Source organism: Corallococcus sp. M7, assembly GCF_054512695.1.
Genome location: NZ_CM137252.1, coordinates 3,560,675 through 3,583,933 on the forward strand (window position 1 = coordinate 3,560,675; position 23,259 = coordinate 3,583,933).

The following is a 23,259-nucleotide window of genomic DNA, read 5'->3' on the forward strand; positions in this document are numbered from 1 at the left end:
TGTCAGAAGGCGGAGTCGGTCCGCGTGTTCCTCGCGCGGATGGCCTCTTCGGTCCTCGGAACGAGGGACTCGAGTCCGGTCCTCACGGCCTCCGCCTGGACCTGCTCGACGAACGGGCGGAAGCGCTCGTCGTAGGCTCTAAACGCGAGTTCGAAGTCGCAGTCGTGCTCTCGCATCGCATCCGCCAGCGCGGCCGCGCCATCAATGGCCAACGAGCCCCCCATGCCGGCAGCGGGTGAAGGGCAGTACCCCGCATCGCCCACCAGGGCGACCCGGCCTTTCGTCCAGGAAGGCATTCGTATCTGGCACAGCTTGTCGAAGTAGAAGCTCTTCGAGCTCCGCACCTCTTCGAGCAACTCCGCCGTCCTCCAGCCCGCCCCAGCGAACCGGTCCACGACGAGCCGCCGTTGCGCCTCCTCATCGCGACGGTCGTACGGGAGCTCCTTGTCGGAAGCGAACGCGAAGATGATGTCCGTGTTGTTCTTGTAGGCGTTGAGCATCACCGCCTTGCCCGGCACGTTGAACATCTGCGCGGTGTTCCGCTCGATGAGCAGCTTGTCCACGATCGTGATCGAGAAGTACTGCTCGAGAAAATGCAGGTATCGGGCTTCGTCGCCGAACCAGAGCCGCCGCACGGCGGAGTGAACACCGTCGCAGCCGAACACCAGGTCGAACGTGCGTCGTGCGCCCCTGGCGAACGTGGCCTCGATGCTGTCCTTCGTCTCGCTCAGCGCGGTGATGCTGTCGTCGAAGACGACTTCAATGCGGTCCTTCACGGCGTCGAACAGCATGTTCAGCAGAACGGTTCGTTCGATCTCGAATTCATCTTCCGAAGGCGCTTCATCCTCTCCTCTCAAGACCATCGAGCGCTCCGTGACATCTCGCTCGTTCTTCAGGTCCCACCGCTGCAGGCTCAATCGGTTCGACCGGATCTGCTCGAAGAGGCCCATGCGCCGGACGATGTCGACGGTGTTGCCCTTGATGTCGACGGCCGTGCCGCCCGTCCGGAGCCCGCGCGCGACCTCCACGACGGTGACCGCGTAGCCGAGGCGGCTCATCCAAAATGCGGTCGAGAGCCCGGCGAAGCTCGCGCCGGAGATGAGGACCTTTCTTCCATTCGCGCTCATGACTTCTCCACGGCATGGCCGGATTCTGGCGGTCGAAAGATTGTACCCGGTAAAAGTTTTCGCAAGGAATTCTTTGACCGGGTATAGAAATTCGCGCCCCAGGTCGGAGGCGCTTCGCTAGAATCCGGCGCATGGGCGAGCGACGTGAGAGCAAGAAGCGCGAAACCCGGCAGCGGATCTCCGATGTGGCGACGGAGCTATTCCTCGCGCGGGGCTTCGAGGCGGTGACGCTCGACGAGATCGCTGCCGCCGCGGACGTCTCCAAGATGACGGTCATCAATTACTTCGGGCGCAAGGAGGACCTCATGCTCGATCGCCAGGATGACTTGAAGCTGGTCTTCTTTCGCGAGGCGATTCGCGCGAGGCCGCCAGGGCAACCTCCCATCGCCGAGCTCCGCGCGCTCATGGGCAGGCTGCGAGAGCAGAAGCATCCGTTGGCGCGCTTCGACCGCCATACGGCTGACTTCTGGCGCTTCGTCGCGGCGAGCCCGTCACTCGAGGCGCGGCTCCGCGAGCTCAACGACGAAGCGGCAGAGGGGCTCGCGCTCGAACTCGCCGGTGCGATGCCGGAGGGCCTCGCGCGGCTCGCGGCCGGCATGATCGTGCTGACGGTGCGCACGGCTCGCCAGGAAGCCGTCCGCGTGTTCGAACGCGGAGGCTCCGCGAAGAAGGCGGACGTTGCGTTCTTCACCTTGATCGATCAGGGCTTCGCGGCCGTTCAAGGAATGGCGGCGGGCGTCTAGTGCTTCGCCGGCGCGTCGTCGTCCTTGTCCCTGTCGGGGACGAACTCGTTGAAGGAGTCCCAGGTCTTGCCCGCCTCGATGGGGTCCGGCTTCAGCACGGTGGTGAGCGCCTTGTCCGGCAGCCAGGGCAGGTAGGTGCTCAGCGCCATGAAGAGATGCGGGCGGAAGCCGCGCGCCAGCTCGTGGTGGAGCTGGGCGCTGACGTTCCCCGGGCTGCCGTACAGTAACTGGGCAACCTCGTTGGGGACGCAGTGGTTGATGACGTCGGGCCAGTTGGGGAACAGCCAGTGGGGTTCGGCTCGCGCGATGGCTCCAACGTGCTGGGCGGTGCGGAGCCTCTCCTTGGCCCTCCCAGGCTCCAGCCTTCCGCGCGGCCACGCCTGGGCGGACTTCAATGCCAGGCGTGGCCGCCCCACGGAGGTCAGCTCACCGTCGCACGCGGTCGATCACAGGGTGCAGGTGACGGTGTTGTTGCCGCTCAGGTACGGAATGGTCTTGCTGCAGAGGTAGGAGCCGTAGGTGCTGGTGACCCGGTACGGCGACGGGCAGGTCGTACCGCACGAGGTGAAGGACGAGCCCGTGTTGGGGTTGCACTGGACCGCGTTGTTGATGTTGGTGCAGAAGTCGCCACACGAGCTGCTGCACAGGTAGGTCGTCGGGTGCTGACCGCTCGGGCAATTCAGACCACAGTACTGCGTCAGTTCCTGCTGCGCCGACGCCATCATGGGCTCGGTGCTGTCCTCCGCCAGCTCCGGGCCTCCGCACGCGGTCAGACCCAGTGCCAGCGCACCCACCAGAAGCATTCCCAGTCGAGACATGTGTTCTCCTTTGCGGTTTGGGAGGTCATTGACCATCCGCTTCGGAGAAGTACCGGGGTTGGCGGACACGGGACATCGCCGTGCCGCCAGTGGCTCCAGGCCCGGGGTGAAGTGGCCCTTTGCATCCGTGAGTTGGCCGAACGCGTCGGGCTCGTTGCTACTGCGCGACGCAGCCGGGCTGCGTGATGACGCAATGGCTGTTGGCCTCGCTGACACAGATGCTGTCCCAGGCCGAGTTGCAGCAGAACGGATCGATCGTGCACACCTTGTTCGCGCAGGTGCCGCAGCTATTGCTCAGCACGGTGCCAGACGTGCACACGTCGTGGGAGCAGGAGGCGGGAGCGCCCGTTCCACAGACGTTGTTGGTGCACGTCAGCCCCGAGCCACAGGTGCCGCAGTTCAGCGTGCCGCCACAGCCGTTGGAAAGGGTGCCGCAGTTCTTGCCCTGCGCGGCGCACGTCGTCGGCGTGCACGGCGGAGGGGACAGGTCGAACTTCTCGATGCTGGCCAACGGCACCATGGAGCCCGTGCTGCTGGTGCCCGTTCCTCCCAGGAACAGGACGCGGCCGTCCGGCAGCGCGACGGTGGGTGGTTTCCGCAAGACGCGTTTCAAAGGCAGGGAGCGCACGGAGCTGGCGGCCTACCTGGTGGGCGCCGCGTACAACCTGGTGCGGATGGCGCGGCTGGCTGCCGCATAGCCACTTCACGCTCGCCGCCTCATCTCGAAGACAATGTTGAGATTGAAGTCAACGAGAAGCCCAGCCCCGTGCCAGCAAACCGGGCTTCTTCAACAGCCTGCTAGCCAAGGACGGCGGGGTAGGGGCCGCGAAACGGTCGCGCTGGATGCCCAGCGCGAAGCGCGGCATCGCCGCATAGGTGTCCTCTCGCTTCTCTCATCGCATCAGCAGACGTCGGAAGCGATTGCGCCAGGAGAGCGGTCGCTCGACGCACCCTCGTGGCGTCGACGTCGTGCGCTGGGCGTCCCGCTTCGGTCCATCGGAGGGATTGGGGCCAGTCTTTCGCGAGCGCGGTGCCTTTTCCCACAATCGTCGTAGGGGTTCAGGCTTGTTTTTCTGTTTAGGCGGATTTTAGTCTGGAATCTCCCACGATCCGCGTGGGAGCATAAGGAGCAGCGATGAAGATCAATGCCTGGGGGCTCGCGGCCGCGTGTCTGGCCGTCCTTCCCTGGATGGCTGTTGAAGCCGCCCCACCTCGGATCACCCAAGGGCTGGTGGGCGAGTGGAAGATGCAGATCAGCGGCACGACAGTTCCAGACACGAGTGGTTACGGAAACCACGGTTCCCTCTATTGGTACACCGGGCAGCGGTCATCCTGGGGCTGGCAGGGGGATGGCGTGGACCTTTCTGGGGGGGCGTACATCGCGGTGCCGACCAGTCCCAGCCTGGACTTCGGGTCGGGAAGCTTTGGGATATCGGCGTGGATCCGGAGGAGAGACAGCATCATCAAGACCATCGTGGATAGTCGGGGTAGCGATGGTCGCGGCTTCTACTTCGCGGTGGATGCGACGGCGGATGCATCCGCCCGTCGGCTGGTCTTGCATGTGAAAGATGCGAACGGCAGTTATCAGTTCCGGTCCGCTGAAGTCTCTGCCCGTCCCGCGATGTATCGTCAGTGGCAACACGTCATGGTGGAGTTCTTCCGAACCGGACCTGGTGCCGTGACGGTCATCTTCAGCGTGGATGGTTTCCGGGTCGGGCACATCGAGTCCACGAACTTCAACCTGGGATCGATCTCCAATGTCGACCGCCCGTTTTATATCGGTACCTCGAATGATAATATCTGGTATGGTTTTGATGACCGCCTCGATGAGGTCCTTGTCTATAACCTCAATGGCTATTCGCCGGCCGGCTCAAACATCCCGCAGAACGAGACAGCAGTGGGCTATGCGACCTACGCTCCGGGTTACTGGAATGACCTGAGCAGCCGTCGGTACAACAACAACTGCTATAATTACGCGAACAACAAGCCGACGGATACCTTCGCGCAACCGGGCCGCGCCGCCGGGGCGCAGTACACGGCTCTGACCTGCGATGCAGTGAGGCAGGCCGCGATCAAGGACGGGCTGGAGTTGGTCACCGACAGCCATCTGGCCTACACGCCGAAGACGGTGGTCGCGTTGGTGGTCGCACCGGGATACGACTACCATTGGTATCGCATGGGCTATCACCCGGGCCAGACGACGCCGCTCTGGACGCACAAGCCTGGGGGCACGGCCGCGACCGACCGTGACAACTCCGACAATCTGATTACCGACCCACGGACTGCCAACCGTGGTCCCTATACGGATTTTTGCGGCTTCTTCCGAGTGTGGTCGGACAGCCTTCAGGGCGGCGGCCACGAGTACATCAACTGACCCACCGGTGCTTAGGAGAAACCATGTTCAAGTATTCGAAGAGTGCGGTCCTGGTGGGAATGGCGGTTCTGTTTTCGTTCGGTGGAGCCTTGGACGCGATGGCTGCCGAGCCTGCGGCCGAAGGGCCCGCGTTCCGAGTCACCTATCTGGTCTATTCCGGCCGGCCCAATCCGCGGTTGTTGGTGACGGACTCCGCTCAAGTCCGTGCTATCCAGGCTCAGCTGGATAAGGTCGAACGCACGCCAGCCCTGAAGGGCACCGAATCTCATGCTGTTCTGGGATACAGTGGGATCCTCATCGAACGCGTGGGAGTGGAGGACAAGCAGGAACAGCTCATCGTCAAGGGTTCCACGCTGAGGTCCGGGCCCGGCGAAGGGGAGGGCGCCAAGAGCATCGCTCCCGCAACTGTGCGGACATCTCCGGTCGCGAGCGACCTGGAGGCCGCGTTGTTGGAGCTGGGGCAGTCCGCCGGGGTGCTCGACGCGAACACGCTCCGGGTGGTGCGCGACAGCCGGAATTGATGCTGGGACGCTATCCCTAAAGAGAGATGTCTCACGAAACCATGGGACAGAGGACGAGCCACGTCCAGGCGTGACGTGGCTCGCACCGTTCGAAGTCAAGTGGAGGGTTGAGCTCTCAAGGAATGCCGCGGCTGGGCTTGTCTCCGGGGGAGTTCCCGCGCGCCCCTCCCGCCAGGGCATCGCCTTGGACTCCTCCAGGGCGGCGGTGAAGCTTTCGAGTCTCGGGGCCGAGAGGGCATGTCAGACCGGTGAGGTTCAATCTCCCCGGCGGGGGCGAGCGGCTCTGGGGATTTCCGACCCCTCTGACCAGAAGCGCCACGACCTGAAACCATGGAGGCTTGGGACGTCGAAACCCCCTGGACGCAGATTCGGAAGCGCCGTGGTCATCGACGGCAGCATGGTGGGGCTCCTGAGCGCGCGGGTGCTCGCGGACCATTTCGACAAGGTGACGCTGGTGGAGCGGGATGTCCGGGGGGAGGGGCCCGCCGCGCGCAAAGGTGTGCCGCAAGGGCCGCACATCCACGTGCTGTTGGATACGGGCCGGCGCATCCTCGACACGTACTTCCCGGACCTGCTTGAGCAACTCCAGGTCCAGGGCGCCGAGTTCATCGACTCGAGTGGAGACCTCGCCTGGCACCACTTCGGGGTGTGGAAGCTGCGCCGCACCAGCGGCATCCCCGGTCTGCTGTGCACCCGGCCCCTGCTCGAGTGGAACGTCCTGCGCGGTGCTTGGTGCCGAGCTGCTGGACACCTGCCTTCGCGAGCAGGCTGAACGAGTCGGGCCTGGCGCAGCGCTTCCGCGAGCGGCTGCCTGACGTCATCCGGCTCCCGTGGCTGTTGGGCACGGGCATGCACCTGCTTTATCAAGCGGCCCTTCGGGCTGGGCTTGCTGCACTGGTCCATCCTGCGGCTGATGGAGCGCACGTCGACCAACGGCCACGTCCAGCGCCAGTGCTACCGGATACTGCACCTGCACGCGAAGCTGGAGGCGGTTCTCCAGCCTTCCGTGGCATTGCCCGTGTTGGGTCATGGCGTCATGTCGCTCCTCCGCCCTCTTGAGCGGCTGGCGAATACCAAGACACGGCCTCCCCCCTCTTCAGGAGACATTCTGGAGACGCGAAGGAGCCAGAAAAGACCGAGGCCGGAAACCGCTGGGTCTCAGCGGCTTCCGGCCTCGGTCCTTCAGTGTCCCCGACGGGATTCGAACCCGTGTTACCGGCTTGAAAGGCCAGCGTCCTGGGCCTCTAGACGACGGGGACGTCGTCACTGCTTGAGTCGCGGGGGGCTCGAACCCCCGACCCTCGGCTTAAAAGGCCGGTGCTCTACCAGCTGAGCTAGCGACTCGCTATTCTTTTTTTGGCACCGGCTGCGGATCCGCCAGCGGCTCCGCGAGGCGCTTCCTACCAGCAGCGCCCGGGGAGTTCCACTGGCGATCGCAGCCGCCCCTTCCTGACACGCTCCGTCCCGCCCCTGGGTGAACATCCGGCCGCCCGGCCCCCGCCACCCGTCAGCTTCCGGCGCTATACACAGGGCATGTCCCAGGAAGCTCCCGAACCGCCCGACGACAGCCCCGAGGACGAAGAGGCAGGGGAGCAGGCCCCGTTCCGCCGCTACCTCACCCGCGTGGGCGCCGAGCGCATGCACCGCGAGCTGCTCCAGCTGCTCAACGAGGCCCGTCCCAAGGTCACCGCCGAGGTCTCCGCCGCCGCCGCCCAGGGCGACCGTTCAGAAAACGCCGAATACATCTACGGCAAGAAGCGCCTGCGGGAGATCGACCGGCGCATCCGCTTCCTCTCCAAGCGCCTGGACACCGCCACCATCGTCACCCCCTCGGAACAGGGCGACCGCTCGAAAGTCTACTTCGGCGCCACCGTTACCCTGGAGGACGAGGGCGGAATCCGCAGCACGTACCAGATTGTCGGTTCGGACGAGATCGACGCCTCCGGAGGCCGCATCAGCGTCGAGTCACCCATGGGCCGCGCGCTCCTGCGCAAGACCCTGGGCGACACCGTGGAGGTGCGGCGCCCACGGGGTGAGATTGAGCTCACCCTGGTGGACATCCGCTACGACTAGGACACTCCCATGCCCCGGACGCCAGAGCTCAGCTCCCATGCTCGCCGCACCTATTCGCGCCTGAGCAGCGTGGACCTGGCCGCGTCCGCCGAGGAGTCCCTGTCCCTGGACGACCTGGGCCTGGAGTCCGGCGGCGACCGCGTGGGCCTGGCGTTCGGCACCTACAGCCGCGAGGACCTGGAGCGCGCCCTCCAGGCCTACGGCTTCGCGCAGCGACTGGAGGAGCGGGTCGGCCCCGTCGAGCTGCGCCTGTCCTGCCAGGATCCGTTCCAGCCGCGCATCACCGTCATGAGCCGCCGCTTCCACTCGCCCGTCGTGGACCTGGCCCTGCGCCAGGCCCTGGGCGCGGAGGTCGGCTTCACCCGCTCGGCCGCGCAGGCGCCGCTGCTCTACGTGGACAGTCTTCTCCTTCAGCACCCGGGGCGCCCCTTCGACTGGAACCGTCCGCCGCTCCCGGGACAGCTCCACCCCGGACTCTCCCTGTCGCGCGACCTGCTGGAGCTCCTGCACCTCATGGCCCGCCGCATCGGCGCGGAAGGCGTGGCGCTGATGCCCGCGACCTTCTCCGCCGCGTGCGTCTACGAGCCGCGCTTCACCTTCGCGGACGGCGCCGCGCAGGGACACTTCAGCGCTCTTCGCCGCGCGGGCCGCGGCTGGCCCCGCTGGCTCCTGGCGTGGGCGGTGGAGCTGGGCTGTATGCGGAACGCGCAGGGACAGACGGCCCTCTTCACACCCACGCCGATGATCAGCCCCCTGTCGCGGCGGGTGGCCCGGCGGCTGGACACGGGCGGTTGGCACAAGGCCTCGCGCTTCCACGCGAAGCAGGTGCTGTCGCTGGACGAAGAGGCGCTGCAGGCGCGCTTTCCCTGGGCCCGCATGCCCCCCGGCCCCCCGCCTGAAAGGGTGGTGGAGGTCCTTGGGTATGATCCGCTGGCGCCCGCGTCGCCGTACCAGGACGCCGGGGAGCCCGCGCCCGCTGTGCCGCGCGCCGCCGCGACGTCCTGAGGGCCGCTGTAGCGCCCTGTTTCTGTCTGGCGCGGGGCGTGCTGTTTCGGACGGACCTTCGCGCTTTCAGACGGGAATGCGGCTGGTGGCCCCTCGTTCGGTGCCTATATTGAGCGGCGTTGGTCCTTCAAAGTCGTCGCTCGCCGTCAGCAATCGCACCCGAACCAGGTCAGGTCGCGAAGCCCTCGATGCGAAAGAACTTCATCCTCGACACGAACGTCCTCCTCCATGACCCCCGCAGCATCTACGGGTTCAAGGACAACAACGTCATCATCCCCATCTACGTCATCGAGGAGATCGATCAGTTCAAGCGCGATCTCTCCGAGCTGGGGCGCAACGCGCGACTGGTGGCGCGCTACCTGGACTCCTTCCGCGCTGAAGGCTCCATGAAGGAGGGCGTCCCGCTGCCGCACGGCGGGATGCTCCGCGTGGCCTTCACCGACCGTTCGCTGCCGTCCTCCATGGCGGACAGCAACCTGGTGGACAACCGCATCCTCGCGGTGGCCCTGGACCTGATGGAGACCGAGCCGGACACCCAGGCCGTCTTCATCACCAAGGACACCAACCTGCGCATCCGCGCCGACGCCCTGGGCCTGTCCGCCCAGGACTTCGACACCGAGCGCGTCGAAATCACCGACCTCTACACCGGCTTCACGGAGCTGCTCGTCCCCACGGAGATGGTGGATCAGCTCTACAAGCCTGGCGGCGAGGTGGAGGTTCCCGCCCAGGACCGGCTCTTCCCCAACCAGTTGGTGCTGCTCAAGGACGAGCTCAACCCGTCCCATACCGCCATGGCCCGCTTCAACGGCGCCAAGGCGCGGCTGGTGCCGCTCGCGCGCAACAGCAAGGAAGGCACCTGGGGCATCCGGCCGCGCAACATGGAGCAGGCCTTCTGCCTGGACCTGCTGCTCAATGACGACATCAAGCTCGTGACGATCGTCGGCAAGGCGGGCACGGGCAAGACGCTGCTCGCCATCGCCGCGGGCCTGCAGAAGGTGACGGAGGAGGGGCTGTACCACAAGCTGCTGGTCAGCCGTCCCATCTTCCCCCTGGGCCGGGACATCGGCTACCTGCCCGGCAGCGTCGAGGAGAAGCTCAACCCCTGGATGCAGCCCATCTTCGACAACGTCGAGTTCCTCATGAACCTGAGCCGCGCGGACAAGAAGGCCGGGCGCGGCCACCATGAGCTCATCGACCTGGGACTGATGGAGATCGAACCGCTCACGTACATCCGCGGGCGCAGCATCCCCAACCAGTTCATCATCGTGGACGAGGCGCAGAACCTCACCCCGCACGAGGTGAAAACGATCCTCACCCGCGTGGGCGACAACACGAAGATCATCCTCACCGGCGACCCGTTCCAGATCGACAACCCGTACGTGGACTCCACGAACAACGGGCTCGTGCACGTGGTCAACCGCTTCAAGAACGAGAAGATCGCCGGCCACATCACCATGGCCAAGGGCGAGCGCAGCATGCTGGCCGAGTTGGCGGCCAACCTGCTGTAGAGCGCCGACGGCCCGCGCCTGATAGAGACGTGTCATGACCCAGGATGGCACCGACAAGCCCGACACCCCCGGCGAGGAGAAGAAGCCCCTCGTCGAGTACCCCTCTGTCTACGAGTACAAGGTGATGGGCAAGGCGACGGTCGAGGAGACGCCCGGCTTCGAGGAGCACGTGCGCTCGCTCTTCCGGCGGAAGCTGGGGTCGGAGGTCTCTCCGGACTCCATCCACGTGCAGCACAGCCGCAAGGGGAAGTTCGTGTCCCTGAGCGTGTCCGTGCTGCTCTTGTCCGAGGAGCAGCGCCGGGCCATCTACGCCGAGCTGCACCAGGATCCCCGCATCGTCTACTACCTGTGAGGCAGGCGGTGCGCGGCCGGATGCCCCAGGGCGCCCGGAGGCCGCCGGCGGCTGGAAGTCCGGCCGGGGTGCGTATATGAGGGTGGAATGAGTCCCGCCGAGCACTTCCCGCTGTACCACCCGCCGGGGGCGCAGCGCGCGTTCGGATCCGACGACGCCACGCGCCGCTTCGCCAAGGTGGCCCAGCTCGAGCAGGGCTCCCGCGTGCTGGTGCTCGGCTGTGGTCCGGAGGGCAGCGCCGCCGTGCTGCTGGCCCAGGAGCTCAAGTGCTCCGTGGTGGCCGTGGACACGGACGAGGCCCTGGTATCCCCCGTCCGCGAGCGCGTGCGCACCCAGGGCCTGTCGGATCGCATCGAAGTCCGCCGCGTGGCGCCGGACGCGCTGGGCATGCTGGACGGCCCCTTCCACGGCATCCTCGTGCCGGGGCGCGTGCACTACCCGCTGGACATGGCGCTGCGCGTGTTCCGCCCGCTCTTGGGCAAGCGCGGCCGCGTGGGCTTCACCTTCCCGGCGAAGGTGGGCCGCTTCACGCCCAAGCCCGTGCTGGACTTCTGGGAGAAGCGCCTGGGCGCGCCGCTGCTGTTGCCGCGCGAGCTGCTCCAGGCGCTGGAGACCGCCGGCTTCGAGCCGGAGTCCGTGGAGTCGCTGCACGACACGGAGCTGGACGCGCTCTACAAGGACATGGAGGCGCACCTGCCGGAAGGCGCCTCTGCGGAGAGCGCCACCTTCCGCGAGGAGCTGGCCCTGCACCGCGAGCACAACCAGCGGCCGGGCGTCAGCTACGCGTTCGCCGTGGGCCGTCGCAAGGAGCCGGGTGAGAAGCCCCCGGCGTCGCGCGACCGCGGCTGAAGTCTGTCGGAGGCTTGCTGCGTGGGGGAGGGCCCGAGGACTCCGGGCCCTTCAACCGCCAGGGGACTACTGCACGCCGTTGAAGTCGAGCAGCTCGATGGACTCGGGCGCCACGGACAGCGTGACCTGCTCGCGGTAGCCGGCCGCGTCGCCGCCGACCTGGAAGGGCATGGGGCGCGCGAAGCGGATGGTGACCTCGCGGGCGTGGAAGTCGTGCAGGCCTTCCGGAGCCCAGCGGCCATTCCAGAGGCGCGGGAGGTTGGCCAGCACCTGCGTGGGCGACACCTGGCCCAGGCGCAGCTGCAGGAAGCCCCGGCGGTCATTCGCGTGGGGGAACATGCGGAAGCCGTAGCCGTAGAAGGGCATGGTGCCCGCGGCGGCCATCATCAGCTTGCCCCGGAAGAGCACCGCGCCCGGCGCCAGCGGCGCGCCCACGGTCTGGCCCTCCGCGCCCAGGCGGTAGGCCTCCGACGCGCCGTTGACGACCTCGCACTCCACCAGCACGGAGCTGGTGAGGTAGTGCGGCACCGTCTTGAAGGCCACCGCGGAGAAGTAGCCGCCACCGCCGGACATGACCCGCTTGAACATGCCCTTGCCCAGCGACTCCTTCACGGAGATGTAGTCGTTGAGCACCTTGCCATCCACGCCCAGGCCCGCGAAGGGCGCGCGCTGGCCGTCCACCTGCACCAGGTCCATGGTGCGCACGCCGGGGAACTCCGCCGCGCGGGCGCGCACCACGTCGTTGAGGATGCCGTCGCCCCGGGTGCTGGACGCGTTGACGAACGCCGCGATGCCGTTGCCCGTGCCCAGCTTGAGGATGCCGAAGCGCGGCGCGGCCTGGCCGGCGAACTTCCCGCGCGGGCCCACCTGCTGCAGCACCTCGTTGACGAAGCCCATGAAGGTGCCGTCGCCGCCGCCGGTGAAGACGGTGGGGTAGCCCCGCTCCAACACCGTCTGCGCGATGCGCCGCGCGTCCAGCGGCGAGCGCGACAGGAACAGGTCCTCCTCCGGCACCACGTGCGACAGCAGCTTGACGACCCGGGCGTCCACCTTGCGGGCGTTCGCGTTCAGCAGCACCGCGACCTTCGGTTCGGCGGACGGGAGCGCCGCGGGGGAGCGGCGGAAGTCCGTGGAACGCAGGGGCTGAACCAGCATGGACGACTCCAAAGGGGCGGGGAGCGGTATGACAGCGATGACGCGGTTTGGACTGTGCACTTTTCTCGCCAACCCCTGACGCGCGGTGTCAGCCGAGCGCGTTGAAGTGATTCCGAGGGGTTGAACGGTCCGCTGGTGTCCAAAATGCCCGCTCGGTTGCTACCGCGGGGTGACGGCAGTGTAGAGCGCGTTACGCACCCGTGGCGCGTGGATGGCGTTCCGGTGACATGCGGGCGGCCGGGCCTGCGCACTGCGCTACGCAGCGGGCGTCATCACCTTTGCGCTGGGTGCCCGGGCCTACGGGGAAACCCGTCCTCGCGTTTGACACGCCGGGGGGGGTGGTTACGTTGGGCTTACATCGGGATTTCGTAGGAAAAACGCAGTCATTTCCAGAGGATGGGAACCGTGGGCAAGATTATCGGAATCGACCTGGGCACCACGAACAGCGTGGTGGCGATCATGGAGGGTCGCGAGCCCAAGGTCATCGTCAACGAAGAGGGAGCCCCCACCACGCCTTCGGTGGTCGCGTTCACGAAGGACGGGGAGCGCCTGGTCGGTCAGGTGGCGAAGCGCCAGGCCATCACCAACCCGGAGCAGACCGTCTACTCGGTGAAGCGCTTCATGGGCCGCCGTTTCGAGGAGACGACCGAGGAAGCCAAGCTCGTCCCCTACAAGGTGGGCCGTGGCCCCAACGGCGACGCGCGCGTGGACATCGCCGGCAAGCAGTACAGCGCGCCGGAGATCAGCGCGCAGGTGCTGCTGAAGCTCAAGCGCGCCGCGGAGAACTACCTGGGTGAGAAGGTGACGGAGGCGGTCATCACCGTCCCGGCGTACTTCAACGACGCCCAGCGCCAGGCCACCAAGGATGCCGGTGAGATCGCCGGTCTGACGGTGAAGCGCATCGTGAACGAGCCGACCGCGGCGGCGCTCGCGTACGGCATGGACAAGAAGAAGGACGAGAAGATCGCCGTCTACGACTTCGGCGGCGGCACCTTCGACGTGTCCATCCTGGAGGTGGGCGAGAACGTGGTGGACGTGCTCGCGACCAACGGCGACACGCACCTGGGCGGCGACAACATCGACCTGGAGATCATGAACTGGCTGATTAGCGAGTTCAAGAAGGACACCGGGCTCGACGTCAGCAAGGACAAGATGGTCATCCAGCGCCTGAAGGAGGCGGCGGAGAAGGCCAAGATCGAGCTGTCCAGCGCGACGCAGACGGAGATCAACCTGCCGTTCCTCACGGCGGACGCATCTGGTCCGAAGCACCTGAACGTGAAGCTCACGCGCGCCAAGTTCGAGCAGATGATTGGCCCGCTGGTGGAGCGTTCGCTGGAGCCGTGCCGCAAGTGCCTCAAGGACGCGGGGCTGGACCCCAAGGACCTCAACGAGATCGTCCTGGTGGGCGGCACCACGCGCATCCCCATGGTGCAGGAGGCGGTGAAGAAGCTGTTCGGCAAGGAGCCGAACCGCTCCGTGAACCCCGATGAGGTCGTGGCGCTGGGCGCCGCGGTGCAGGCGGGCGTGCTCGGCGGCGAGGTGAAGGACATCCTCCTGCTGGACGTGACGCCGCTGTCGCTGGGCGTGGAGACGCTGGGCGGCGTGATGACGAAGCTCATCGAGCGCAACACGACCATCCCCACGCGCAAGTCGGAGACCTTCTCCACGGCGGCGGATGGCCAGACGCAGGTGGAGATCCACGTGCTGCAGGGTGAGCGCGAGATGGCGGGCGACAACCGCAGCCTCGGCCGCTTCCACCTGACCGGCATGCCCCCTGCGCCGCGCGGCGTGCCGCAGATTGAAGTGACGTTCGACATCGACGCGAACGGCATCCTCAACGTCAGCGCCAAGGACAAGGCGACCGGCAAGGAGCAGAAGGTCACCATCAGCCACTCGTCCGGTCTGTCGAAGGACGAAGTGACCAAGATGGTCGACGACGCGCGCAGCAACGAGGCCGCGGACAAGGCGCGCCGCGAACTGGTGGAGGTGAAGAACCAGGCGGAGAGCCAGGCCTACGCCGCGGAGAAGATGATCAAGGAGAACAAGGACAAGCTCACCCCCGACGTGGCGAAGGCCATCGAGGAGGGTGTCGCGGAGCTGAACCGCGTCCGCGAGGGGCAGGACAAGGACGCCATCAAGGCGGCCCTCGATAAGCTCCAGCAGGCCAGCTACAAGGCGGCCGAGGAGATGTACCGGGCCACCGGCGGCGCGCCGGGCGCCACGCCTCCTCCGGGCGCCGAGCCTTCCGCGGCTCCGGGCTCCAGCGCCCAGCCGTCCGCGAAGGACGACGTGGTGGACGCCGAGTTCCGCCAGTCTTGATGCCTTGAGCCTCCCGCCATCCGGCGGAGGCTGAAGTCCGAAGGCCGGTGCTCCCACGCGGGGCGCCGGCCTTCTTCTTTTCTCCGCGACGGTGGACGGGTGTTCCGGACGCGGGATGAGGGCCGGGAGCAACCCCGCGAATTCACGCGGGGACGCATGGCGAAGGCACTGCAAGGGGCGGGTGGGTTCCTCGCAGTCCACCCCGAAGGTGTCCCTCCATGTCCCGCATCGACTCCCTGGTGTCCGGCGTCCTCCCCGACCTTGTCGCGCCCGAGGGCGCATCGCTTCCCCTGGCTTCGCGCACGGAGACGCCTTCACGGACGTCGGCCGCTCCGGCCAACTCCGTGGAGGTGTTTCGGGGGACCGGCGCGCCGGCCACGCCTCCCACGCGGGCGCCGCAGGTGGCGCCCCGGGCGCGGGAGGGCAACGGCTTCGACTTCGGCGTGGGGGGCGCGTTCCCGCCGAAGCCCACGGGGTCCTTCCAGGAGCAGCTGAAGCAGGGGGCGCGGCTCCTGGAGCAGACGAATGCCGCCGCCGTCAGCGTGACGCTGGACAAGGGCCCCGCGATGGACCGCTACGCGCGCACGCAGTTGGGGCACCTGGACCCGAGCCCGCCCATCGCGGGCGCTCCCACGGCGCTCACCGACTACACCAGCACCATCCCCGGCGTGTCCGCGAGGGACGCCTTCGAGGCCTTCGTGAGCAATCCGGAGCTGCTCTTCGGCGCGGCGGGCATCTCGCTGCGGCCGGCCGTGAGCGCGCTGACGGACGGCGCCCGGCTGTTCCTGGAGGAGCAGGGGCCGCCGCCGGTGTGGGCGCCCATCACCGTGAAGCTCAACGAGACGGAGCGCGTCGTCCACATCACCACCCTGGACGGACACCCGCTGCGCGGCACCAACCAGTTCGTCTTCGACGACGATGGCAGCGGCGGTACGCGCATCCGACAGTACTCGGCCTTCCAGGGCAGCTCCCCGGCGACGTCGGTGGGCATGGCACTGATGGATCCTATTGAACGGCAGCACGACATCTGGCGCAGCGTGCACGGACAACTGCATGAGATGCTCAAGCCGCGTTGACATACTGGGTGTAAGAGGGGGGTGACCCATGACGACGCTCCAGACGACACCGCCGGGCCATGACGTGGTGCTCTACGACAGCCACTGCCGTGTGTGCAGCGGCGCCGCGCGAGAGATGCGCAAGCTGGTGGGCGGACAGGGCACGCAGCTGCTCTCCTTCCGGGACGAGGGCGTCCTGGATGCCTTCCCGGGGGTGAGCTTCGAGCGCTGCGAGAAGGCCATGCAGCTCATCCAGGCGGATGGCCAGGTCCTGGAGGGCGCGGAGGCCATTGTCCGCGCGCTGGGCCGGCGGCCATTGGGGCGGCTGCTCTACGTGTACTACGTCCCCGGACTGCGGCAGCTGGCGGACGCGGTGTATGGGGTGGTGGCCCGCTACCGCTTCCGCATCGCGGGACGCAACTGCCCCGACGGGGCGTGCGCGGTGCACTTCAAATAGGGGGAGGGGCGCGGGTAGCATGCGGCCTTCCCCGCATCCTCCTCTGGCCCCTTCGTGACTTCGCCTCCTCCCAACCTGCAGGCCGCCCAGTCCTTTCGCCGCTTCTTCGGGGAGCTGCGGGAGACGTACCTGGAGCGGGAAACGCTGTTCACGCAGATTGAGCTGGCGCTGCTCTGCCGCGAGCACGTGCTGGTGGTGGGGCCGCCCGGGACGGCGAAGAGCGCGGTCGCCAGCGCCGTCCTGGGGCGCATCACCGACGAGGTGTCCGGCCTGCCGTCGCTGTTCTCCAAGCAGATCGCGGAGACGACGCTGCAGACGGACCTCATCGGTCCGGTGGACTTCAAGGTGCTCACGGAGACAGGGCGCACCGAGTACCTCACCGACGAGGGCATGCTGGGCGCGGTGCACGCGTTCCTGGACGAGGTCTTCGACGGCCGGGACATGCTGCTGCGCTCCATCCTCAACGTGATGTACGAGCGGGAGCTGAAGCACGGCCGCAAGGTGACGACCGGCCGCACCGAGTGCGTGGTGATGACGAGCAACCGGTACCTCACGGAGGTGCTCGCGCGCTCGCCGGAGCTGCTCCTGGCGTTCGCGGACCGGTTGAGCTTCATCAGCTTCGTGCCCAAGGCCTTCGCCCGGCGGGAGAGCCGGGCCGCCATGCTGCACCGCTTCGTGCACGGGACGCGGCCGGACCTGCGCGCCACGCTGACGCTCCAGCAGTTGGATCTGCTCCAGGACGCGGTGGCCCAGGTGAAGGTGCCCGGCCACGTGCTGGAGGGTGTGGAGATGCTCACGGACGCGCTGGAGCGCGCGCTCGTGGCGCAGGTGTCGAAGCTGCCGGACTACGTGCCCACGAAGTACTTCTCCCAGCGCTCGGTGGTGAAGGCGCTCTGGACGCTGAAGGCGGCGGTGGTGCGCGATCAGATCTACCGCCGTCCGGACCGGCCGCTCGAGGCGACCGTCGAGGACCTGGACGCGCTGCGCTGGTTCTTCCTCCTGGGCGGTCCGCCCGCGGCGGAGGCGGACGCGCTGCTCAAGGCTGCGGTGGACCCTCGCGAGCGGGCGCAGTTGGAGATCGTCCGGCTGGAGCAGCGCACCTTCGACGAGGTGCTGGGCAAGGTGCGCCAGGAGCTGGGCGGCGGCGTGGAGCGCGAGGCGACGACGCTCGCGGCCGCGGACGATGTGAACGCCGCAGAGGGCCTGAGCCGCAACTGGCAGGCGGGCGTGGTGTCCACCACCGCGCGCGGCGTGCTGGGCAAGCTGGTGCCCGGGCCGCGTCACGGCCAGAACCGGGCGCCGCTGCTGGTGGCGGCGCGTGCGCTGGTGGCCGCGCTGGAGCAGCGGCTGTCGCGGGGCATGACGGCGGGGCAGGGGGAGGGGCGCGGCGGCGTGGCGTTGCTCATCGCCATCCGCGACGTCCTGGAGCTGAGCCGGGCGGTGCCGGAGCTGAAGCCGGGCTACCCCGCGCTGTGTGAGTCAGCCGCGCGGTTCCTGGAGCAGGCGCTGGAGATGAGCGCGTCCGCGGCGGAGGGGCTCGCGTTCGAGGACAGCGTCAAGATGGAGTGGCTGGTCGGGCTCGCGGAGAACCTGGAGGAGGAGCTGGGCGTGATGGGCTCGCTGGCGGCGATGCTCAGCGAGGCGGTGCCCTCCCTCCACGAGCGGCTGCGTGACGCGGACAAGGACACGCGCCGCCGGGTGGTGGCCGCGCTCCGTCGCCGCGTGTCGGCGGCGTTCCCCGCGCAGGCGCCCCGGGGCCGCAAGGATCCGCTGGATGCGCTGTCCGCGGACTCGCGGCGGCTCACCCAGTTGGAGAACGCCCTGACGGCGTTGGATCCGTCCCAGGCGGGGTTGAAGCAGGAGCTGCTCCGGCCGCTGAGCGTGGCGTACGCGCGCGAGGTGCTGGGCGCGACCCCGTTCGAGCGCATCGAGCAGTACGGCCGCGCGGTGCAGGCGGTGGCGGAGAACCTGCGCCGCGAGGGCGTGACGGCGGAGCCGGTGCTCGCCGAGTGCCGCGACCTGATGGAGAACCGCCTCCGGGAGCATGCCCGCGTGCTGTCTCGTGAGGTGGCCAGCCCGCCTCCGGCCCCCAACGCCGTGCTCAACGGCGACGCGTACACCTACTACCGGGGTGAGCTGTCCGCGCAGGTCCCCGACGGTGAGCTGACCGCGCTCGTGGGCCTGGACGGCCAGTTGATGGCGGCGCGTCCCCCATCCGCCTCCGCGTTCCTCTCCGACACGGTCCGCGCGGCGGTGGCCGAGGCGGAGCTGTCCTTCCTCCAGTCGCGCATCAAGTACCTGCGCAGCTGGCTGACCCAGTTGCTGTCCGCGCTGCCCGCGCCGGAGGCGCTCAACGGCCGGGCCGACGCGGAGCGCACCTTCGAGCGGCTGGTGCGCAGCCGCTTCCCCCAGCTCGCGCTCAAGGAGGGCGAACTGGTGCGGCTCAAGGCCACGCTGGGCATGCTGGAGACGCTCCCGGGTGAATTGGGAGAGAGCGCGCGCAAGCTGTCCACCCAGCTTCGCGGCATCGACGAGGACTTCGGGCGCTTCAGCCGGCAGGTGCTGGAGCGGCGGACCGCGCCGTGAGCGCGGGGGCCCTGTTCGGAAGGCGGCGCTGAGTCGTGCTGGCGCGTCGGCTCACTCCCCTGCGGCAGCGCCTGGATGCGCTCCGGCAGCCCGTGGCGGCCCGTGGTGGCGCGTGGTCCTGGCCCTTCGGCCGCAAGCTGAAGGGGCCGGAGGACCTGGGCCTGCCGGTGCTCGTGGCGCTCGACCGCGAGCTGGATCGCGTGGGCATCCACACCGCCGCGGATGCCCGGCTGTTGCTCGCGTTGGGCACCCAGCGGGGCAGGGCGGGGGCGCTCGCGCAGGGGCTCGCGACGCGCGCGAACCAGGCCCTGGAGGAGTACGAGGAGTGCCTGCGCCTCGTGGAGAAGGCGCACCGCTCCGGGGAGATGCCTTCGGGGGCGCTCACCGCGCTGGACCGCGGCTTCGTGCGGCTGGCCCGCGCGGTGAAGGTGGCCGATCTCTTCAGCCGTCCGCTGGAAGCGCAGGCCGGTGAGGACGCGCCGTTCGAGATCTTCGAACGTCCCGCTGGAACGACCCGGGAGCGGCCGCCGGCGAATGCGCGACTGGCCGTCGCGGAGCTGCTGGCCGCTCGCGCGCGGGACAACGTCATCGACCTGGTGCAGAAGCGGCGCGACCTGGATTTGGCCCACGAGATGCTGCTGCGCCTGGGCACCACGGACGCGGACCGCGCGCGGAGCATGGCGCTGCGCAACGACGTGGCGGAGGCTCGCGAGCGGGTGCGCGAGGTGCCGCCCACGCGCTCCCTGGAGGCGCTGGTGCGCGGCGTGCGGGAGACGGCGCAGAAGGATCCCCGGGGGGCCTACCGTTCGTTGCAGGGCCTCTACGAGCGCGCCATCGAAGCGGGTGACGCGGAGCTGGCCTCGGCGGCGCGGCGCGCGCTGACACCGCTGCTTCCTCCCGAGTCCCGGCTGACGCGGATGGTGGAGGAGGCGGAGGCGGGCACACGCCTCCAGTGGCTGGGAGAGGCGGATGCCGAGGCGGACTCCGGGCGCGAAGCGGAAGACGCGCCGGACGAGCAGCTCGCGGACCTGGCGTTCTCACTGAAGCCGGAACAACTGGCGACGTTCGACCTGGCGGCGGGGTGCGCGCGCTTCTTCGACGTGGAGGACGCGCTGTCGGAGGAGATCATCGAGAAGGACGCCGCTTCCGTGCGGGCCGTTCCGCGGCAGGTGCCCTATCCGACCCAGACGATGTCGTTCGACACGACGGGTAGCCTGGATGAGGTCCACCACTTCGTCATCACGGATCCTCGGCGCCTGCTCCAGGACCTCGCGGGACACCGGCAGCTCGTGCGCACGTACCTGGACGACGCGCCGCCCCCCAAGCCGCGCAAGGTGAAGCGCACCGCCGTGCGCGTCTACGTCTGTGACGCCTCCGGCTCCATGCACGGCGCTCGGGCGCGTTTCCGGGACGCGCTGATCATCGCGGAGCTCAACAACCTGCGCGTGAAGGCGCGGCGCGGAGAGAACTTCGACCCGCTCTACTTCAGCTTCTTCAACGACGTGCCCACGGAGCTGGCCCGCGTGGACACCGCCGCGGAGGCGACCCGGCAGATTGAGAAGCTCTTCCGGGACTCGCCCGCGGAGGGGCAGACGGACATCTCGCTGGCCCTGCTGTCCGCCTTCGACTCCATCCGCGCCGCGCAGGGGCGCGACCCGTACCTCGCGCGCGCCACGGTGGTGCTCATCACCGACGGCGAGGACCGCGTGGACCTGGACCTCATCCGCCGCACGCGCGCGCCCATGGGCGCCCTGGACATCGCGCTGAGCTTCATCTCGCTGGGCGAGGAGAACCCGGACCTCAAGTCCCTGGTGCTGGAGCAGCGCGCCGCCGGAGGCCGCGCCTTCTATCACCCGCTCTCCGACGAGGAGATTCGCTGGGCGCGCACGGAGTTCGACACGCCCTGGCGCACGCTGTTGCCTCGCGACGTGCCGGCCTCGCTGGAGGCACTGGAGGCCCTGGCCCCGCACCTGGACGCGCTGGAGGCGGTGGCGGCGGGCCGCGCGCCCGGGGCGGGCGTGGCCGTGGAGGCCTCCTTCGACGCGCTCTTTCCCTCCAAGCCCGCGGCGTCCCCCGTGCCGGAGGCGCCCGGGGCGGAGCTCGTGGCGCGGGTGACGGACATCCTGGAGGCGGTGGGCGAGGCCGCGTCGCTCGCCTCCGCGGACCGCCGCGCGACGGAGAGCGTGGTGCTCCTGCAGCACCTGCTGTCCGTCTACGGACTCACGCCCGCGCGCTACCTGGCCGTGCTGTCCGGCGGCGGGCGTCCGGTGACGGAGGCGTTGGAACGGGTGCAGTTGCTCTGCCGCCCGTTCGGGTAGGCTTCAGGGCACGCGCCATGTTCGGCTTCCTCAAACGCAAGAAGACGCCTCCAGCGCCCGTGGACCCGTTGGCCACGTTCGACCGGCTCATCGAGGACCTGGAGCGCCAGGCGGCCGAGGTGCGCAAGTCCGCCGCCACGCTGCTGGCCCTCAAGGGCGAGCTCTCCCGCGGAGTGACGCGCTACACGGCCCGCCTGGGCGACATCGCCGGACGGCGGCAGACGGCGCATGACCGGGGCGACGCGAAGGGCGTGGGCGTGCTGGAGCGCGACCGCGTGCAGACCGAACGCCTGCTCGAATCCACTCGGGAATCGCTGCGGCGCGCGGAGCGGGACTCGGAGCTGCTCCTGGGCGCGGCCGGCGAGCTGGGCGAGCGCGTGGCGGACCTGCGCATCGAGCGGGAGAGCGCCTCCGCGCGCATGGCCGCGGGCGGTGTCGTCACGGAAGCGCTGCGCGAGCAGGTGGAGCGCTTCGACCGGGTGATGGCGTTGGAAGCAGCGCGCGACGAGGTGGAGAAGGCGCACGCCCTGGCGGACATCTACCGCGAGGAGCACCCGCCCCACGCGGCGCCCGAGCGTGTGAAGTAGGGGGAGGGCGCTTCTTCAGGTCCGCCGCGCCGTCTGGTGCAGCTCCAGCACGATGTTGCCGCCCTTGAAGAGCCGCACCGCGCCGGACGTCTGGCTCACCGTGAGCGCGATGCAGTGCGTGGTGGACGTGATGCCCGCGGAGGCCGCGTGACGCGCGCCCAGGCCCAGGGGAATCTTCACCGTGTCGTCGTTGGAGGACAGGTAGCGGCCGGCGGACAGCACCACGCCGTCCTCGCGGATGACGAACGCGCCATCCAGCACGGAGAAGTTCTTGATGGCGTCGCGGATCTTCGGGTCCAGCACGTTGCGCTCGGACTCCGACAGGCCCTGGAACGGGTTGATGGTGAGCTGCCGGCTCTTCTCCAGCACGCTCGTGTGGTCACCAATCGTGATGATGGTCCCGATGGGATGACCCTCGAAGCCCTCCTGGCCAATCTGCAGCGCCAGTTGGATGAGCGCGTCCACCACCTGCGAGTTGAACTCCTCGCCCAGCTTCACGCCCTCGATGGCGAGACGGTCGTCCAGCGACCCGCCGATGCGCATCTGCATCAGCGTGTCCGGCGCGCGGCCCACCTTGCCCGTCATGCAGAGGACGAGGTCGCCTTCCTTGAACGCGCCCTGGGACAGCGCGGACACGAGCGCCACCTTCACCCGCTCCGTGCGGGAGTAGTCGTACGCGGGGATGACGAGCGCGCGGACCTTCTTGTGCAGAAGCTCCTGCGCCAGCTTGTCCATCGTCACCGCGTACACCAGCTTCTTGCGCGCGGGCTTACCCCGGAGGTCCTCCGGCGCAATGGGCGTGTCGCAGATGTAGAGGAAGTGGTCGACCTCGCTCTTGGCGGCCAGGGAGAGCGCCGAGCGCATGAATTCCCGATCGAACTTCGTGTTGTCGCTCAAGGCGCCCCTCATGCACCCTTCGTTTTGTAGCAGGTCAGCTTGACACTGGCAGCTGCATGAATAAAGCTTTCGGGCCCTTTTTTTCGGGGGCAGGCCCCCTCTACCCGTCCAACGGAGCCGCAGGCTGTGAACCAGAAAGATCTCAAGCGTTACAAGAAGATGCTCGAGGACAGCAAAGCGAGCCTGCTCGAAAGCGCGAAGAAGACCCTGGTGGAGGAATCGTCCTTCGACACGGACGACCTGCCTGACGAAATCGACCAGGCCGCCTCCGAGTACACCCAGTCCATGGTCTTCCGTCTGCGGGACCGCGAGAAGTTCCTCCTGCAGAAGATCGATGGCGCCCTCAAGCGCGTGGAAGACGGCACCTTCGGCATCTGCGAGCGCTGCGAGGAGGACATCTCCCCCAAGCGCCTGGATGCGCGTCCGGTGACGACGCTCTGCATCCGCTGCAAGGAAGAGCAGGAGAAGAAGGAGAAGTCCTACGGCTGAGCCGTGGCTTCCCAGGGGCCGCACGG

At 68.2% G+C, this 23,259-nt stretch carries 22 protein-coding genes, 2 tRNA genes and 1 pseudogene; 17 read left to right on the top strand and 8 right to left on the bottom strand.

The features are described 5' to 3' along the window. Positions 1 to 2: 2 nt before the first annotated feature. On the bottom strand, positions 3 to 1,127 hold the full coding sequence (locus ACX114_RS14465) for an FAD-dependent monooxygenase (RefSeq protein ID WP_459298546.1): 1,125 nt from the start codon (positions 1,125 to 1,127) through the stop codon (positions 3 to 5). 131 nt (positions 1,128 to 1,258) lie between these two features. Between ACX114_RS14465 and ACX114_RS14470 the strand changes: the two genes are divergently transcribed. Continuing rightward, a complete protein-coding gene (locus ACX114_RS14470; RefSeq protein ID WP_459298548.1) occupies positions 1,259 to 1,870 on the top strand; it encodes a TetR/AcrR family transcriptional regulator in 612 nt (203 codons plus the stop codon). Here ACX114_RS14470 and ACX114_RS14475 read toward each other — a convergent pair. From ACX114_RS14475 to ACX114_RS14485, 3 genes are all read right to left on the bottom strand, one after another. Then, on the bottom strand, positions 1,867 to 2,286 hold the full coding sequence (locus ACX114_RS14475; RefSeq protein ID WP_459298550.1) for a hypothetical protein: 420 nt from the start codon (positions 2,284 to 2,286) through the stop codon (positions 1,867 to 1,869). The genes ACX114_RS14470 and ACX114_RS14475 overlap by 4 nt on opposite strands. A gap of 30 nt (positions 2,287 to 2,316) precedes the next feature. Next, positions 2,317 to 2,688: a hypothetical protein gene (locus ACX114_RS14480; protein WP_459298552.1), complete on the bottom strand. Its 372-nt coding sequence runs from the start codon at positions 2,686 to 2,688 to the stop codon at positions 2,317 to 2,319. 157 nt (positions 2,689 to 2,845) lie between these two features. Beyond that, on the bottom strand, positions 2,846 to 3,289 hold the full coding sequence (locus ACX114_RS14485) for a hypothetical protein (protein ID WP_459300427.1): 444 nt from the start codon (positions 3,287 to 3,289) through the stop codon (positions 2,846 to 2,848). On the opposite strand from ACX114_RS14485, the pseudogene ACX114_RS14490 reads away from it, so the two are divergent. The 4 genes and pseudogenes from ACX114_RS14490 to ACX114_RS14505 form a co-directional block, all read left to right on the top strand. Next, positions 3,270 to 3,386, top strand: a pseudogene (locus tag ACX114_RS14490) (IS5/IS1182 family transposase); the annotation flags it as partial. The gene ACX114_RS14485 and the pseudogene ACX114_RS14490 sit on opposite strands and share 20 nt — an antisense overlap. A gap of 437 nt (positions 3,387 to 3,823) precedes the next feature. Next, entirely contained in the window at positions 3,824 to 5,062 is a 1,239-nt protein-coding gene (locus ACX114_RS14495; protein ID WP_459298554.1) for a LamG-like jellyroll fold domain-containing protein, read from the top strand. A gap of 23 nt (positions 5,063 to 5,085) precedes the next feature. Next, positions 5,086 to 5,583 (top strand): hypothetical protein, encoded by a 498-nt coding sequence (locus ACX114_RS14500; RefSeq protein WP_459298556.1) that lies wholly within the window; start codon positions 5,086 to 5,088, stop codon positions 5,581 to 5,583. Between the two features lie 379 nt (positions 5,584 to 5,962). Further along, complete coding sequence (locus ACX114_RS14505) at positions 5,963 to 6,355, top strand: hypothetical protein (protein WP_459298558.1); 393 nt, start codon at positions 5,963 to 5,965, stop codon at positions 6,353 to 6,355. Between the two features lie 414 nt (positions 6,356 to 6,769). On the opposite strand, the gene ACX114_RS14510 is transcribed toward ACX114_RS14505, so the two are convergent. Then, positions 6,770 to 6,842 (bottom strand) — tRNA-Glu (locus tag ACX114_RS14510). Between the two features lie 12 nt (positions 6,843 to 6,854). Continuing rightward, positions 6,855 to 6,927, bottom strand: a tRNA-Lys gene (locus tag ACX114_RS14515). A gap of 189 nt (positions 6,928 to 7,116) precedes the next feature. Here ACX114_RS14515 and greB point away from each other — a divergent pair. From greB to ACX114_RS14540, 5 genes are all read left to right on the top strand, one after another. Continuing rightward, on the top strand, positions 7,117 to 7,656 hold the full coding sequence (gene greB / locus ACX114_RS14520) for a transcription elongation factor GreB (RefSeq protein ID WP_459298560.1): 540 nt from the start codon (positions 7,117 to 7,119) through the stop codon (positions 7,654 to 7,656). A gap of 9 nt (positions 7,657 to 7,665) precedes the next feature. Next, the gene (locus ACX114_RS14525; protein ID WP_459298562.1) at positions 7,666 to 8,661 is read left to right on the top strand and encodes a deacetylase; all 996 of its coding nucleotides are present in this window, start codon (positions 7,666 to 7,668) and stop codon (positions 8,659 to 8,661) included. Positions 8,662 to 8,849: 188 nt separating this feature from the next. Next, positions 8,850 to 10,169, top strand: coding sequence for a PhoH family protein (locus tag ACX114_RS14530; RefSeq protein ID WP_459298564.1), 1,320 nt, complete (start codon positions 8,850 to 8,852; stop codon positions 10,167 to 10,169). 34 nt (positions 10,170 to 10,203) lie between these two features. Continuing rightward, positions 10,204 to 10,521 (top strand): HP0495 family protein, encoded by a 318-nt coding sequence (locus tag ACX114_RS14535; RefSeq protein ID WP_014395757.1) that lies wholly within the window; start codon positions 10,204 to 10,206, stop codon positions 10,519 to 10,521. A gap of 87 nt (positions 10,522 to 10,608) precedes the next feature. Continuing rightward, positions 10,609 to 11,370 (top strand): SAM-dependent methyltransferase, encoded by a 762-nt coding sequence (locus ACX114_RS14540; RefSeq protein ID WP_459298566.1) that lies wholly within the window; start codon positions 10,609 to 10,611, stop codon positions 11,368 to 11,370. A gap of 66 nt (positions 11,371 to 11,436) precedes the next feature. Here ACX114_RS14540 and ACX114_RS14545 read toward each other — a convergent pair whose 3' ends face one another. Beyond that, positions 11,437 to 12,525 (bottom strand): diacylglycerol/lipid kinase family protein, encoded by a 1,089-nt coding sequence (locus tag ACX114_RS14545; RefSeq protein WP_459298568.1) that lies wholly within the window; start codon positions 12,523 to 12,525, stop codon positions 11,437 to 11,439. Positions 12,526 to 12,930: 405 nt separating this feature from the next. Here ACX114_RS14545 and dnaK point away from each other — a divergent pair, with 405 nt between their 5' ends. The 6 genes from dnaK to ACX114_RS14575 all read left to right on the top strand — a co-directional run bounded on the left by dnaK (position 12,931) and on the right by ACX114_RS14575 (position 21,847). Then, positions 12,931 to 14,844, top strand: a complete 1,914-nt coding sequence (gene dnaK, locus ACX114_RS14550) for a molecular chaperone DnaK (protein WP_459298570.1) — start codon at positions 12,931 to 12,933, stop codon at positions 14,842 to 14,844. A gap of 218 nt (positions 14,845 to 15,062) precedes the next feature. Then, entirely contained in the window at positions 15,063 to 15,920 is an 858-nt protein-coding gene (locus ACX114_RS14555; RefSeq protein WP_459298572.1) for a hypothetical protein, read from the top strand. A gap of 28 nt (positions 15,921 to 15,948) precedes the next feature. Further along, positions 15,949 to 16,356, top strand: a complete 408-nt coding sequence (locus ACX114_RS14560) for a thiol-disulfide oxidoreductase DCC family protein (protein ID WP_459298574.1) — start codon at positions 15,949 to 15,951, stop codon at positions 16,354 to 16,356. 54 nt (positions 16,357 to 16,410) lie between these two features. Beyond that, positions 16,411 to 18,942, top strand: a complete 2,532-nt coding sequence (locus ACX114_RS14565; RefSeq protein ID WP_459298576.1) for an AAA family ATPase — start codon at positions 16,411 to 16,413, stop codon at positions 18,940 to 18,942. A gap of 35 nt (positions 18,943 to 18,977) precedes the next feature. After that, on the top strand, positions 18,978 to 21,260 hold the full coding sequence (locus ACX114_RS14570) for a vWA domain-containing protein (protein ID WP_459298578.1): 2,283 nt from the start codon (positions 18,978 to 18,980) through the stop codon (positions 21,258 to 21,260). Positions 21,261 to 21,277: 17 nt separating this feature from the next. After that, positions 21,278 to 21,847 (top strand): PspA/IM30 family protein, encoded by a 570-nt coding sequence (locus ACX114_RS14575; protein ID WP_459298580.1) that lies wholly within the window; start codon positions 21,278 to 21,280, stop codon positions 21,845 to 21,847. A 15-nt stretch (positions 21,848 to 21,862) separates the two neighbouring features. Here ACX114_RS14575 and ACX114_RS14580 read toward each other — a convergent pair whose 3' ends face one another. Next, positions 21,863 to 22,744 carry a DNA integrity scanning protein DisA nucleotide-binding domain protein gene (locus tag ACX114_RS14580; protein WP_120617570.1) on the bottom strand — a complete coding sequence of 294 codons (882 nt, stop codon included), beginning with the start codon at positions 22,742 to 22,744 and terminating at the stop codon, positions 21,863 to 21,865. A gap of 126 nt (positions 22,745 to 22,870) precedes the next feature. Here ACX114_RS14580 and ACX114_RS14585 point away from each other — a divergent pair, with 126 nt between their 5' ends. Next, positions 22,871 to 23,233 (top strand): TraR/DksA family transcriptional regulator, encoded by a 363-nt coding sequence (locus ACX114_RS14585; protein WP_014395767.1) that lies wholly within the window; start codon positions 22,871 to 22,873, stop codon positions 23,231 to 23,233. Positions 23,234 to 23,259: the final 26 nt, after the last annotated feature.

Excerpts from the sequence above, each read along its gene's own strand:
- ACX114_RS14530 (WP_459298564.1), top strand. The coding sequence starts at position 8,850 with ATGCGAAAGAACTTCATCCTCGACACGAACGTCCTCCTCCATGACCCC.
- ACX114_RS14560 (WP_459298574.1), top strand. The coding sequence starts at position 15,949 with ATGACGACGCTCCAGACGACACCGCCGGGCCATGACGTGGTGCTCTAC.
- ACX114_RS14465 (WP_459298546.1), bottom strand. The coding sequence starts at position 1,127 with ATGAGCGCGAATGGAAGAAAGGTCCTCATCTCCGGCGCGAGCTTCGCC.
- ACX114_RS14545 (WP_459298568.1), bottom strand. The coding sequence starts at position 12,525 with ATGCTGGTTCAGCCCCTGCGTTCCACGGACTTCCGCCGCTCCCCCGCG.
- ACX114_RS14540 (WP_459298566.1), top strand. The coding sequence starts at position 10,609 with ATGAGTCCCGCCGAGCACTTCCCGCTGTACCACCCGCCGGGGGCGCAG.
- ACX114_RS14575 (WP_459298580.1), top strand. The coding sequence starts at position 21,278 with ATGTTCGGCTTCCTCAAACGCAAGAAGACGCCTCCAGCGCCCGTGGAC.
- ACX114_RS14500 (WP_459298556.1), top strand. The coding sequence starts at position 5,086 with ATGTTCAAGTATTCGAAGAGTGCGGTCCTGGTGGGAATGGCGGTTCTG.
- ACX114_RS14470 (WP_459298548.1), top strand. The coding sequence starts at position 1,259 with ATGGGCGAGCGACGTGAGAGCAAGAAGCGCGAAACCCGGCAGCGGATC.
- ACX114_RS14535 (WP_014395757.1), top strand. The coding sequence starts at position 10,204 with ATGACCCAGGATGGCACCGACAAGCCCGACACCCCCGGCGAGGAGAAG.
- ACX114_RS14525 (WP_459298562.1), top strand. The coding sequence starts at position 7,666 with ATGCCCCGGACGCCAGAGCTCAGCTCCCATGCTCGCCGCACCTATTCG.
- ACX114_RS14495 (WP_459298554.1), top strand. The coding sequence starts at position 3,824 with ATGAAGATCAATGCCTGGGGGCTCGCGGCCGCGTGTCTGGCCGTCCTT.
- ACX114_RS14555 (WP_459298572.1), top strand. The coding sequence starts at position 15,063 with ATGTCCCGCATCGACTCCCTGGTGTCCGGCGTCCTCCCCGACCTTGTC.
- ACX114_RS14480 (WP_459298552.1), bottom strand. The coding sequence starts at position 2,688 with ATGTCTCGACTGGGAATGCTTCTGGTGGGTGCGCTGGCACTGGGTCTG.
- greB (WP_459298560.1), top strand. The coding sequence starts at position 7,117 with ATGTCCCAGGAAGCTCCCGAACCGCCCGACGACAGCCCCGAGGACGAA.